Origin of the sequence: Pseudomonas sp. FW305-28 (assembly GCF_017351395.1) — a bacterium.
In the GTDB taxonomy this organism is placed as follows: Bacteria; Pseudomonadota; Gammaproteobacteria; order Pseudomonadales; family Pseudomonadaceae; genus Aquipseudomonas; species Aquipseudomonas fluorescens_AA.
In genome coordinates, this window is sequence record NZ_JACNDD010000041.1 from 1 (window position 1) to 13,177 (window position 13,177).

A 13,177-nucleotide genomic window follows, 5' to 3' on the forward strand; every position below is an offset into this window, starting at 1 on the left:
TTGCCAGAGAAGAGTCGGTGACCAAAAATCACTGGCAATCCCCACCCGGGTTATGCGCCACTAACCCCCTCATCCCAAACCGCCGCACCCCGCTGCCCGCCGCAGCGGCCTGTCAGGAGAACCCTATGAGCGAGAGCGTATTTGCCGATCGTATCGTGCAGAACCTGCTCGACACCGACTTCTACAAACTGACGATGATGCAGGCGGTGCTGCACAACTACCCCAACGTCGAAGTCGAGTGGGAGTTTCGTTGCCGCAACAGCGAAGACCTGCGTCCGTACCTGGCGGAGATCCGCTTCCAGATCGAGCGCCTGGCGGAGCTGAGCCTGAGTGCCGACCAGTTGGGTTTCCTGGAACGTATCAGTTTTCTCAAACCGGACTTCCTGCGGTTCCTGGGCCTGTTTCGCTTCAACCTGCGCTACGTCCACACCGGCATCGACAACGGCGAGCTGTTCATCCGCCTGCGCGGGCCCTGGTTGCACGTGATTCTGTTCGAAGTGCCGCTGCTGGCCATTGTCAGCGAAGTGCGCAATCGCTATCGCTACCGTGAAATCGTCCTGGAGCAGGCCCGCGAGCAGCTGTATCGCAAGTTCGACTGGCTGAGCGCCAACGCCAGCGCCGAGGAGCTGTCCGAACTGCAAGTCGCGGATTTCGGCACCCGGCGGCGGTTTTCCTTCCGCGTCCAGGAAGAAGTGGTCAACGTGCTCAAGCATGATTTCCCCGGGCGTTTCGTCGGCACCAGTAACGTGCACCTGTCCCGGGAGCTGGACATGAAACCCCTGGGCACCATGGCCCATGAGTGGATCATGGCCCACCAGCAATTGGGTCCGCGACTGATCGACAGCCAGATCGCCGCCCTCGATTGCTGGGTGCGCGAGTACCGGGGCCTGCTGGGGATCGCCCTGACCGACTGCATCACCATGGACGCGTTCCTCAAGGATTTCGATCTGTTCTTCGCCAAGCTGTTCGACGGTTTGCGCCATGACTCCGGCGACCCGGTGATCTGGGCCGAAAAAGCCATTGCCCACTACCACAAGCTCGGCATCGACCCGATGAGCAAGACCCTGGTGTTCTCCGATAGCCTGACACTGCCCAAATGCCTGGAGATTTTTCGGGCATTGCGTGGTCGCATCAATGTCAGCTTCGGTATTGGCACCAACCTGACCTGCGACATTCCGGGTGTCGAGCCCATGAGCATCGTGCTTAAAATGATCAGCTGTGACGGGCAACCCGTGGCCAAGATTTCAGACGAGCCCGGCAAGACCCACTGCAAGGACCCGAATTTCGTCGCCTACATGCGACACGTTTTCCAAGTACCTGCCGCCCTTTGATACATCAAGCAAGGAGTGAATTCATGCAAGCCGTACAGCGTGAGATTGCTGAACAGCTCAAGGTCCAGCCACCGTTCGCCCATGACGCCGACCTCAAGGCCGAAATCGCCCGGCGAGTGAGCTTTATCCAGGATTGCCTGGTCGATTCCGGGCTCAAGTCCCTCGTGCTGGGCATCAGCGGTGGCGTCGACTCGTTGACCGCCGGGCTGCTGGCCCAACGTGCCATGCGCGAACTGCGGGAGAAAACCGGCAACGCGGCCTATAAGTTCATCGCCGTGCGCCTGCCCTACGAAACCCAGTTCGACGAGCATGAAGCACAGGCCTGTGTGGACTTCATCGATCCCGACGAGCGCCATACCGTCAATATTGGCCCGGCGGTCAAGGCCTTGGCCGAGCAAGTCGCCGCGTTCGAAGGCAAGGCGGCGGTCTCGCGGGACTTCGTGCTGGGCAACACCAAGGCGCGGATGCGCATGGTGGCGCAATACACCATCGCCGGGGCCGAGCAGGGCCTGGTGATCGGCACTGACCATGCGGCCGAAGCGGTCATGGGGTTCTTCACCAAGTTCGGTGACGGTGCCTGCGACCTGGCGCCATTGAGCGGCCTGGTGAAAAACCAGGTCCGGGCCATCGCCCGTGACTTTGGCGCGCCGGAATCGCTGGTGGAAAAAGTCCCCACCGCCGATCTTGAAGACCTGTCGCCCGGCAAGCCGGATGAAGCCTCCCACGGCGTGACCTACGCCGAGATCGATGCGTTCCTGCACGGCCAGCCGATTCGCGAAGAGGCGGCCAGGATCATTTGCGACACCTACCGCAAGACCGAGCACAAGCGGGTGATGCCCTACGCCCCGTGACCGGCAATCTCTGTGGGAGCGAGCTTGCTCGCGATAGCGGTGGGTCAGTTTGCATTGATGTTGGATGTGCTGCCGCCATCGCGAGCGAGCTCGCTCCCACAGGAGGTGCGGTTATTGGCCGGACACAAAAAAAGCGCCCTGAAGCGGGCGCTTTTTTGTGCCTGGTAGGATTACTTCAGGGTAACAGTGCCTTTCATCATCGAGATATGGCCCGGGAACGAGCAGAAGAAGCCGTATTTTTCAGCGGCATCAAGTTTCGACACGTCGAAGGTTACCGAGTCGGTTTCCTTGGCCCCGATGAGTTTGGTGTGGGCGATGATGCGGGCATCACCTTCCTTGAGGTAGTTCTTGTCGATACCGGCAGCGAGGCCATCGGTGGCAATCGGCTGCATGTCGGCCTCTTTGCTCAGCACCCAGTTATGGCCCATGACGTTTTTCGGCAAGCTGCCCGAGTGGGTCAGCTCAACGGTGAATGTCTTGCAGCTCTTGTCGATCTCGATGGCCTTGGTGTTGAAGGACATCTGGTCGGTCGAGTCGATGGTGGTCTTGCACTCCGCTGCCATCAGTTGGCTGCTGGCCAGCGTCAACAGGGATACTGCAACAAGTTTGGCAAACATCGTGAATCTCCAAGGCATGGTTAACAAAAATCCGTCAAAGGGAAAGACTGCCTGATTTTCCGGCAAGTTCCTATGACCTGAGTCAAAGATTGTATACAACTTAAGGCTATCAGCCTGATGGACATAATCAACCAGCCATCAGTATGACGCGCCTCTATGATCAGCCCCATCAACCTCTGGAGCGATCGCCATGAACTTCAATAGCCTGTTATGCAGCTTGCTCGCCGCCTACGCCTGTGGCGCCAGTGGCACCTATGAAAAACCCCAGCGCGAGGTTTAAGTCCTTTGCGCAGCATAGGCCAGGCTTTACTCTGGTGCGGTGACTGACCACGGAGTAAAGCATGTCCATCGCGTCTGTTTGTGTATTTTGCGGCGCCAGCACTGGCACCAATCCAGCGTATCGTGAAGCGGCGCAGGCCCTCGGGCGGGCGTTGGCGGAACGAAAATTGACCCTGGTCTACGGCGGCGGGGCCGTCGGCCTGATGGGTGTCGTCGCCGACGCGGCCCTGGCGGCTGGCGGCGAAGTCATCGGCATCATCCCGCAAAGCCTGAAGGACAAGGAAATCGGCCACGGCGGCCTGACCCGCCTGGAAGTGGTGGACGGCATGCATGCCCGCAAGGCGCGCATGGCTGAACTCAGCGATGCCTTCATCGCCCTGCCCGGCGGCCTCGGCACGCTGGAGGAGTTGTTCGAAGTCTGGACCTGGGGCCAGCTCGGCTACCACGGCAAACCGCTGGGGCTGTTGGAAGTGAACGGTTTCTACAGCAAGCTCACCGCTTTTCTCGATCATATCGTCGGCGAAGGCTTCGTCCGCGCGCCCCATCGTGACATGCTGCAAGTGAGCGAATCCGCGCAGAACCTGCTCGATGCCCTGGACGAATGGCAACCGTCCGTACAGCCAAAATGGGCCGAACAAAAACCCAGCTAACGGCTCGGCCCCGATACAGGGCAGAATATGCGCCGCTCAACCTCACCTTCGACCCCAGAGGATCGCCCATGGCCAAACCCAATTATTCCTTCGCCAAACGTCAGAGAGACTTGGCCAAGGAGCAGAAGAAAGAGGAAAAGCTGCAGCGCAAGAAAGCCACAGCTGAAGAAGAAGCCGCACTGAGCCCGGATACCGAAGGCGAAGTAGCAGCAGAAGACGATGTCGATGCACCGAAAGATCAGGCTCCCGACGCCTGATTCCCCCAGGGCCCGATGATCCGATCCGGCCCCCCCGGTTCTGTATTCAGGGCCGGCAGCCCCGCTGCCGCCCCTTACAATCCCAGCGCCTTGATAATCGACTGGCGATAACCCCCAGGCAGGTTCACCGGCAGTTGGTCCGGCGCGAACAGCCCGATCTCCTTGTGCTCATGACTGATGGTCGGCACGAAACCGCCCAGCAACTGGCAGCGGTACGTGGAGATGAAGACATGCTTGCCGGGAATGACCTCGAACAGGTACGAATCCAACGGCGCCCCCACGCTCACCTCAACCGCCAGCTCCTCGGCGATTTCCCGCGCCAGGCATTGCGGCGCCGTTTCGCCCAACTCGATCCGACCGCCAGGCAGCTCCCATTCATCGCGCTCGTTGAGCATCAGCACAACCAGGCCTTCGGGGGATTGCAGCACACCTTTGATGGACACCGGGAACATGGGCAAACCTCATCATCCGTAGGACACACAACCTGTGGGAGCGAGCTTGCTCGCGATAGCGAATCAACAGTCAACCTCCTCATTGACTGACACGATGCTATCGCGAGCAAGCTCGCTCCCACAGTGTTCATACAGCGTTCATTCCAACGGCATCACCGTCACCCGCACTTCAGGATCATGGGCACCGCCCCCCAGGATCACCCCCCGCAACGGTGACACATCGGAAAAATCCCGGCCCCAGGCCAGGGTGATGTGTTCCAGGGCCGGTTGGACGTTGTTGGTCGGGTCGAAGTCCACCCACCCCAACACCGGGCAATACACCGAGACCCAGGCATGGGACGCATCGGCGCCAATCAGCCGGGGCTGGCCGGGCGGCGGCTGGGTCAGCAGGTAGCCGCTGACGTAACGCGCCGCCAGGCCGCGAGAACGCACGCAAGCCAGCATCAGGTGGGCGAAGTCCTGGCATACGCCCCGCCGCCGCTCCAGCACCTCCACCAGCGGCGTCGCCACTTGGGTCGCCTCGGCATCGAAGGTGAATTCCTCGAAAATCTTCTCCATCAGCACTCGAACGCCGACCATTAACGGTCGTCCCGGCGGGAAGCAGCTTTCGGAAAACTCGACGAAGCTGCGCTTGAGATGCACATACGGTGACTCGAAACGATAGCGGCACGCTTCCAGCAACGGCGCAGCCAGTGGCCGGCCACTGTAGGTCAGCGCGTTGCGGGTCGACTCCCAGGCCGGGGACAGGTTGAAATCCAGCTCGGGACGGGCCAGCACCTCGACGCTCAGGCGGGCATTGACCAGCAGCTCGTCATGGGGCCGTTCAAAGGCCAGCCGGGTCAGCGGGTTGCCAAACACATCCTGTTCATCGCGCCGGGTCGTCGGTTCCGGGCTGATCAACAGTTGCTGTTCGGTGCAACGCTGCCAGTCACAGGCCCGAGGCCACAGATGAGCGAGCTGCTGGGCCAGGGACACCGGGCTGTCGTAGTGGTAATGGGTATCGTGGAGGATCTGGTAACGAGCGCTCATCAGACGGACACCGTGCGTTGGCTGACGTCATCGACATGGGCGAAATGACGCAGGGCCAGGCGATCGGACACCTGGCCGCTGGCATCGGCAACTTCCTGCAACAGGTCGGCCAGCCCATCGAGTGCGGCGCGCAGGCTGGCTTCACCGAACAATGGGTTTTCCAGACAACGCAGGTCAAAGCGTGACAGGCGCGCGACCAGGTCCGGCAAGGCGGTTTCCCTGGGGGCGGCAAAGTCATCGTTCAAGCGCTTGAGCGTGCGGGTCACCAGCTTCAACTGGAAGAGCACCGCGTGGGGGTTCTGTTCGTCCAGCAGCAGCAGGTCCAGCACCGGGATCAACTGGGCCACCGCCAAGTAACGCGAACGGTAGGTGATGCTGCTGTTGCCCAGTTCCAGCAACCACTCAAGCCCGGCCTGATCGAATACCGCATCGCTGCGCAGGAACGCCGCCAGGCTGCTGCTGAGAAACTGCAGGCGCTCCAGGCGCCGGCCGATCATCAGGAAGCGCCAGCCTTCGTCACGGGTCATGTCGTCCAGGGCGAACCCGGACAACGCCGCGAGGGACATCACCAGCCGATTGAGGAAATCCAGCAACTCGCCGAAGTCCGCTTCCTCGGTTTCCAGTTCCATGGCTTCGCGCTGCAGCTCCACCAGCGCCTGCCAGTTCTCCCGGGACAGCTTGCCGCGCACCTGCGAGGCGGCCCATTGCAAGCGCTGCAGGTTGGAGCGCAGGCTGAACGACCAGTCGTCCCCCAGCAGTGCCGCCAACAAACGCTCGGGCAGCTCGCCCTCTTCGGGCAGCAGCATCAGGCTTTCGCCCAGCGCCACCGCCGATTGCAGGGCCTGCGGATCGTCGCCATCGACATAACGCGCCAGCATGATCCGCAACAACCGCGCGCTGCCATCGCAACGCTCGCAGTAGCGGCCGAACCAGAACAGGTTTTCCACCACCCGCGAAGGCAGGTACGGATCCCGTCGAACCAGGTCATGGACCCCCACGGTTCGCTGGGCCTTCCATTGTTCACCGCCGGGCGCCTGCTCTCCCAACACCCAAGTGTCCTTGCTGGCGCCACCGCGCTGCATCGACACCACTTCGGCATCGGCCTCGGCGGCCACCCGGGTCAGGCCACCCGGCAGCACCCGATAATCATCCTTGCCGGACACGGCATACATGCGCATGCCGATCGCCCGGGGCTGGATTTGCCCATCTTCGGCCTGCCAGACCGGTGCCTGGGACAGTTGCGCCAGTTCCTGGGCGACATAGGCATAAGGCCGTGCCTGCATGCGCGCCGCCAGTTGGCCGCGCTGCGCCTCGCTCAGATCGCGACCGAACACCGGGCTGAAACTCTGGGAAGGAAACGCCGGCTTGATCAACAGTTGCGGCAATTTTTCCAGGGCCTGGGCCAACACCGGCGGCTCACCGCACCACCAGGTGGCGATGGACGGCAGCAGCAGTTCTTCGCCGAACAGGTACTGGTTGATCTTCGGCAGAAAGCCCAGGAGACCCGGCGACTCCAGCACGCCACTGCCCAAGGCATTGGCCACCAGCACCCGGCCCTGGCGCACGGCTTCCAGCAACCCCGGCACGCCGAGGGCCGAATCGGTGCGCAATTCCAGGGGGTCGCAGAAATCGTCGTCGAGCCGACGCATGATGGCGTGGACCCGGCGCAGGCCACTGAGGGTCTTGAGGTAGACCGTAGCATCGCGAACCGTCAGGTCGCCGCCCTCCACCAGCGGATAGCCCAGCTGGCGCGCCAGGTACAGGTGTTCGAAATAGCTTTCGTTGAACCGCCCCGGCGTCAACAGCACCACCAGCGGCGACTCGCCGTCGCTGGGTGCCTGTCGCGCCAGGGTTTCCTGCAAGGTGCGAAAAAATCCGGACAGGTGCCGCACCTTCAAGTCGCGATACAAGTCGGGGAAGGCGCGGGAAACGATCATGCGATTTTCCAGCGCGTACCCGGCCCCCGAAGGCGCCTGGGTCCGGTCCGCCGTGACCCACCAGCGGCCGTCGGGCGTGCGCGCCAGATCCACCGCATACAAGTGCAGGAAACTGCCGTCCGGCGGCGCGATGCCCTGGCAGGGCCAGAGGAAATTGTTGTGCCCGAACACCAGCTCTGCCGGCAACAGCCCTTCGCTGATCAGCCGCTGCGGCCCGTACAGGTCGGCCAGCACCGCATTGAGCAATCGCGCACGCTGGGCGATTCCGGCGGACAGATGCTTCCATTCCTGCGGGTCGATCACATGGGGCAGCAGGTCCAGCTCCCACGGCCGGTCGGCGCCTTTCGGATCGGCGTAGACGTTGTAGGTCACGCCGTTTTCCTGGATCTGCCGGGCCAGCAGGGCCTGGCGCTGGAGCAACTGGGCCGGCGTGCTGCGCTGCAACTGGTCGAACAGCCGCCGCCAGTGCGTACGTACCGCACCGCTGTCGTCCATTAATTCGTGATAGGTGCCCGTCGTCAGCGGGTAACGGTCAAGCAGGTCAGGCATGGAAAGCTCGGCAGACGGCAATGAAAGGTGAGACTAGCGCAAGCGCATGACGCCCGGATAGGTGTGTTTTATGTTGGATCCGGCCTGGCTTTCGGACTGCAATCATCGTGGCGAGGGAGCTTGCTCCCGCTGGGCTGCGCAGCGGCCCGAGAATTTTACGGTCGCTGCGCAACCGAGCGGGAGCAAGCTCCCTCGCCACGGGGTTCACTTAGACCTTGGGTGCCCCTTGAAAACGTCGCAGGTCGAGCGTGAGTGGAAACTCGTCATCCACTGCCAGGCTGGGTATCGGCAGTTTCCCCGGCGTGTGCCCGAGACGGAAGAAGCGCGCCATGCGCCGGCTCTCGGCCTCGTTGGCATTCACCGGCAGGCTGTCATAGTTGCGCCCGCCCGGATGGGCCACATGATACTGGCAACCGCCCACGGAACGTTGCATCCAGGTGTCGAGCAAGTCGAAAACCAGCGGCGCATGCACCGGGATGGTCGGTTGCAGGCAGTTGGCCGGTTGCCACGCTCGGAAACGCACCCCAGCGACAAATTCGCCGACCCGACCAGTCGGTTGCAACGGCACCGGCACGCCATTGCAGGTCAGCAAGTAGCGTTGCGGCGCCAGGCCGCTGAGCTTGACCTGCAAACGCTCCAGGGAGGAATCCACGTAACGCACGGTGCCGCCCACCGCGCCCTCCTCCCCCAGCACATGCCAAGGCTCGAGGGCTTGGCGCAATTGCAGCTCGATACCGCTGACCGCGTAATCGCCCACCTTGGGGAAGCGGAACTCCAGGTGCGCGGCGAACCACTCGGCCCGCAGCGGGTAGCCGGCGGCGTTCAGCTCATGGATGACGTCGGCAAAATCCTGCTCGATAAAGTGCGGCAGCAGGAAACGGTCATGCAGCTCGGTACCCCAGCGCGCCAGTTTCGCTGGCGCATAAGGCTCGCGCCAGAACCGCGCCATCAGCGCCCGCAGCAGTAATTGCTGGGCCAGGCTCATGCGGGCGTGGGGCGGCATCTCGAACGCACGCAACTCCAACAGGCCGAGACGCCCAGTGGCGCCGTCCGGTGAATAGAGCTTGTCGACGCAGAATTCGGCGCGGTGCGTATTGCCGGTCACGTCGATCAACAGGTTGCGCAACAAGCGATCGACCAACCACGGCGGACACGCTTCGCCGGGCTGTGGCATTTGCGCAAACGCGATTTCCAGCTCGTACAAGGCGTCGTTGCGCGCCTCGTCCACGCGGGGCGCCTGGGAGGTCGGGCCGATGAACAACCCGGAAAACAGGTAGGACAACGACGGGTGGTTATGCCAGTAACTGATCAGGCTGCGCAGCAGGTCGGGACGTCGCAGGAACGGTGAGTCGGCCGGTGTCGCGCCACCCAGTACGAAATGGTTGCCGCCGCCCGTGCCGGTGTGCCGGCCATCGATCATGAATTTCTCGGTGGTCAGTCGGGTCTGTCGCGCCTCTTCGTACAAAAACTCAGTGCGCTCGACCAACTCATCCCAGGTCGCCGAAGGTTGTACGTTGACCTCGATCACACCGGGGTCGGGGGTGATGCGGAAATTGCTCAGGCGCGGGTCGCTCGGCGGCTCGTAGCCTTCCAACAGCACCGGGCACCGCAGCTCCTCAGCCGTCGCCTCGATGGCGCTGACCAGTTCCAGGTAATCCTCGACCCGCTCCAGGGGCGGCATGAACAGATAGAGCCGGCCTTCGCGGGCCTCGGCACAGAAGGCGGTGCGGGTCAGCCAGTCAGCGGACTTGTCGATCTCCGGGACACGCTCCTGCTCGGTCGCCGCCTCGCCGTGACGCGCCAGTTGCTCGGTGCCGGGCAGTTCGGGCAAGTCCTGGTTCGGGTCGGTGGGGTGGATGAACGGGTACTCGGCCGCCGTCACCCAAGGCTGGGACGCCAACGGCAAGCGATACCCCAGGGGCGAATCCCCCGGCACCAGGCGGCAGTGGTTGTCCCGCAGGTACCAGCGACCGCTTTGCCATTGATCCCCCTTGGCGGTGCGAGCCAACGGCAGGACCTGGCCGATGACCTTGTCCAGGCCCTGGCTGAAGACCTTGCGCAACCGTGCACGCTCCAGGGCGTCCTCCAGGCGTGGGTCCTCGGCCGTGACGTTCGAAGGCAGCGCGCCTTCGCGCCAGAGGTAATAGAAGTTGTCTTCGTAGGCCGGGAAGACGAACCGCGCAGGAATCTTCAAACGCTCGGCGACGCTCGCCAGGAAGCGCCCGGCCAGTTCGCCATCGGCACCGTAATCCTCCTGCTCGTCGGCGATCAACGCGCTGTTGTGCCAGATCGGCACCCCGTCGCGCCGCCAATAGCAGTTGAGCGACCAGCGCGGCAGTTGCTCGCCGGGGTACCACTTGCCCTGGCCGAAATGCACCAGCCCCTTGGGCGCATAGTGATTGCGCATGCGCTGGAACAGCTCGGCGGAGAGCCGGCGCTTGTCCGGCCCGAGTGCCGCGGTGTTCCACTCGGCGCCGTCCGGGTCATCGATGGAGACAAAGGTCGGTTCGCCGCCCATGGTCAGGCGCACATCGCCCTCCAGCAGATCGGCATCGATCTGCCGCCCCAGGGCCTGGATCGCCAGCCATTGCGCGTCGGTGTAAGGCTTGGTCACCCGCGGCGCTTCCCAGACCCGCTCGACGGACATTTCGTGGCTGAACTCACACTCGCAGGGCTCCACCAGGCCACTGATCGGTGCCGCCGAGGACGGATCGGGACTGCAGGCCAGCGGGATGTGGCCTTCACCGGCAAACAGCCCGGACGTCGCATCCAGGCCGATCCAGCCGGCACCGGGCAGGTAGACCTCGCACCAGGCATGCAAATCGGTGAAGTCGACGTCGGTGCCGGACGGGCCATCGAGACTCTTCACGTCAGCGGTCAGCTGGATCAGGTAACCGGAGACAAACCGCGCGGCCAGGCCAAGGTTACGCAACAGCTGCACCAACAACCAGGCCGAGTCGCGGCACGAGCCGGACGCGTGCTCAAGGGTATGCTCCGGGGTCTGGACGCCGGGTTCCATGCGGATCAGGTAATTGATGTCTTCGCTCAGGCGCTGGTTGAGCGCCACCAGGAAATCCACCGCCGGCAACGGCGTACGGTCGATGCCGTCCAGGTAGGCCTGGAACCTCGGCGTCAGCGGCAGGGTTTCCAGGTAAGGCGCCAGCTCCTTGCGTTCGTCAGCCGCGTAGGCAAACGGAATTTTCTCGGCGTAGGGCTCAAGAAAGAAATCGAACGGATTGAACACCGCCATTTCCGCCAGCAGATCGACTTCGATCCGCAGCTCCCGGGTTTTCTCGGGAAATACCAGCCGCGCCAGGTAATTGCCCTGAGGGTCTTGCTGCCAGTTGATGAAATGCTGCTCGGGCGAAACCTTCAGCGCATAGGAAAGAATCCGCGTGCGGCTGTGGGCTGCCGGGCGCAGGCGAACGATCTGCGGGCCGAGTTCGACGGCGCGGTCGTAGCGGTAATGCGTGACGTGATGCAATGCGACATGGATCGACACGACGTGCCTCCTGCGAGCCTGGGCGGTATCGAAAGCGGCGCAAGACTTATGCCATGCAGGCAGGCCCGACACTTTCTTTGTCTACTCAAGGCAGTAGAGCACTAAAAACGCGCGATGCCCGTATTCATCTGTAAAGGAATGCACATAAATGCGGCGCGAATCGACTCAGCGACGCGGGCGTGAGGCCTTGGCGGCCTGAATGATCAGCGCGCGTTGGCGGCGGATATCGACGAGTTTGCTGCGCATTTCCCGATGACGCTTGCTGTTGAGCAGTAACAGCCCCAGCAGTGGCAACAGCACAGCGAACAGGTATACGCCCTGATGCGCGCCATAAGCGAACGTCGGCAGCACCGCCGCCAGACAGGCCAGGAAATACCCCGCCACCCACCAGACCGCCCACGCACGCCCGCGAGCGATCAAGAGGTTGCCCAGGACCAGGACGAGCACCAGGGCCAAGGTGCCGAGCCCGACATAGTCGGTCCTGGCTGACGGCTCCAGGGCACGCCAATACGTGGCCCCGGCCAACACAAGCAGCGTGGACCCGGAAAAGCAGCCCAGCAGGATCGTCCCCATGAACACCGGAAAATAACGGGCGAGGAATGACTTCAGCGATCCGCCCCCGATCATTCCGTGAACTCCTCGTACAGGCCGACGGCAACCGTCTTCACGGCGCCATCGCCGGTATAACTGCCAATGACCCCCAGCGCGCCTCCGAGGGAGTCCTTTATCTGCGTCAGTGTCGCGTGCCTGATCTCGGCAGACGAATAACGTTTGGGCAGGGCGCCCGCGCGCTGCTGCAGCTTGAGCAGCTTCGCGGTCAGGCTCGGGTCCCTTAGCGTCAACAGCTCCTTGGTCAGTTTGCTGCGCTCTTGCCGATTCAGCCCTTTGAGCAACTGATACCAACTTTTTCCGGTGGCGGCCGCCTTGTTGGCCTTGAGCAGCCGGACAGTCGTCAGGGCCGAGCCACCGACCCCCACCAGGGAAACCCCGTCAAGGATCGGCGACACGATGTTGTACCAGTCGGCGTCGTTCATCTCATCGTTGCCGGTCGGATTGCTCAGCTCATTGGCCACCCGCATCCCGCCAATGACACATTGCGCGGTACTGGCCGTCGCGGCAGCGGCGCCCAGGGCAACGACAAAGGCACTTGCCCCCGCCGTAAAGGGCACCGCGACGCTGCCACTGAACACCACCACCCAACCGATCACCGCGGCGACACAGGACAAGCCGGCATTGGTCGCTTCAAGCCCGAGCTTGGACTCGCGCGGGCTGCTTTTGACCTGATCGATGAACTGCTGCGGCGCGATGTATTTTTTCGCCTCGCGCAAAATGATGCGCTTGGGCGCGATGCTGCAAATCGGCTTGAACTCGCGCAGGGTCACGACGTTGTATTCGGAATCGACATACACCACACCCGCCCCGGCGATGCCAGGATCGGCGTCAATGGCAGCAAACAGGCGCGGCAGGTTGATCTGGCTTTCGATGCGTTTGCGGGCCATGAACTGGGAGAAGCTCAGGTCCATGCCGATGCCCGTTGTAGCGCTGCTCATATGAATCGTCCTTGAGAATCGGAAGTGAGTCTTTATCCACACACAATACTGTGGCGAGGGAGCTTGCTCCCGCTGGGCTGCGAAGCGGCCCCAAACAATCCCATGCCATGCTCCCAGACAGACCGTGCCGGCCGGTTTACGACGGCTTCGCCGCCGAGTGGGAGCAAGCTCCC

The 13,177-nt window shown here is 62.7% G+C and carries 11 protein-coding genes; 4 read left to right on the forward strand and 7 right to left on the reverse strand.

The window, feature by feature from the left end; translation table 11 throughout:
* The first annotated feature begins 125 nt into the window (after window positions 1–125).
* Entirely contained in the window at window positions 126–1,331 is a 1,206-nt protein-coding gene (pncB, locus tag J4E53_RS11865) for a nicotinate phosphoribosyltransferase (protein ID WP_060739403.1), read from the forward strand.
* 23 nt (window positions 1,332–1,354) lie between these two features.
* Window positions 1,355–2,182, forward strand: a complete 828-nt coding sequence (nadE, locus tag J4E53_RS11870; protein WP_103308795.1) for an ammonia-dependent NAD(+) synthetase — start codon at window positions 1,355–1,357, stop codon at window positions 2,180–2,182.
* A gap of 170 nt (window positions 2,183–2,352) precedes the next feature.
* Here nadE and azu read toward each other — a convergent pair whose 3' ends face one another.
* The gene (azu, locus tag J4E53_RS11875; protein WP_060739405.1) at window positions 2,353–2,799 is read right to left on the reverse strand and encodes an azurin; all 447 of its coding nucleotides are present in this window, start codon (window positions 2,797–2,799) and stop codon (window positions 2,353–2,355) included.
* Between the two features lie 341 nt (window positions 2,800–3,140).
* On the opposite strand from azu, the gene J4E53_RS11880 reads away from it, so the two are divergent.
* Complete coding sequence (locus J4E53_RS11880) at window positions 3,141–3,728, forward strand: TIGR00730 family Rossman fold protein (RefSeq protein ID WP_060739406.1); 588 nt, start codon at window positions 3,141–3,143, stop codon at window positions 3,726–3,728.
* Between the two features lie 68 nt (window positions 3,729–3,796).
* Window positions 3,797–3,985: a hypothetical protein gene (locus J4E53_RS11885; protein WP_060739407.1), complete on the forward strand. Its 189-nt coding sequence runs from the start codon at window positions 3,797–3,799 to the stop codon at window positions 3,983–3,985.
* Window positions 3,986–4,059: 74 nt separating this feature from the next.
* Here the strand turns inward: J4E53_RS11885 and J4E53_RS11890 are convergent, their stop codons facing one another.
* The 6 genes from J4E53_RS11890 to J4E53_RS11915 form a co-directional block, all read right to left on the reverse strand.
* Window positions 4,060–4,437, reverse strand: coding sequence for an NUDIX domain-containing protein (locus J4E53_RS11890; protein WP_060739408.1), 378 nt, complete (start codon window positions 4,435–4,437; stop codon window positions 4,060–4,062).
* A gap of 138 nt (window positions 4,438–4,575) precedes the next feature.
* The gene (locus J4E53_RS11895) at window positions 4,576–5,466 is read right to left on the reverse strand and encodes a transglutaminase family protein (RefSeq protein ID WP_103308794.1); all 891 of its coding nucleotides are present in this window, start codon (window positions 5,464–5,466) and stop codon (window positions 4,576–4,578) included.
* Window positions 5,466–7,952, reverse strand: coding sequence for a circularly permuted type 2 ATP-grasp protein (locus tag J4E53_RS11900; protein WP_060739410.1), 2,487 nt, complete (start codon window positions 7,950–7,952; stop codon window positions 5,466–5,468). Before J4E53_RS11900 ends, J4E53_RS11895 begins: the two co-directional genes overlap by 1 nt.
* Before the next feature lie 208 nt (window positions 7,953–8,160).
* A complete protein-coding gene (locus J4E53_RS11905; RefSeq protein ID WP_103308793.1) occupies window positions 8,161–11,454 on the reverse strand; it encodes a DUF2126 domain-containing protein in 3,294 nt (1,097 codons plus the stop codon).
* 165 nt (window positions 11,455–11,619) lie between these two features.
* Entirely contained in the window at window positions 11,620–12,081 is a 462-nt protein-coding gene (locus J4E53_RS11910) for a hypothetical protein (RefSeq protein WP_103308792.1), read from the reverse strand.
* Complete coding sequence (locus tag J4E53_RS11915) at window positions 12,078–13,004, reverse strand: hypothetical protein (protein WP_060739413.1); 927 nt, start codon at window positions 13,002–13,004, stop codon at window positions 12,078–12,080. Before J4E53_RS11915 ends, J4E53_RS11910 begins: the two co-directional genes overlap by 4 nt.
* Between the last annotated feature and the right edge of the window lie 173 nt (window positions 13,005–13,177).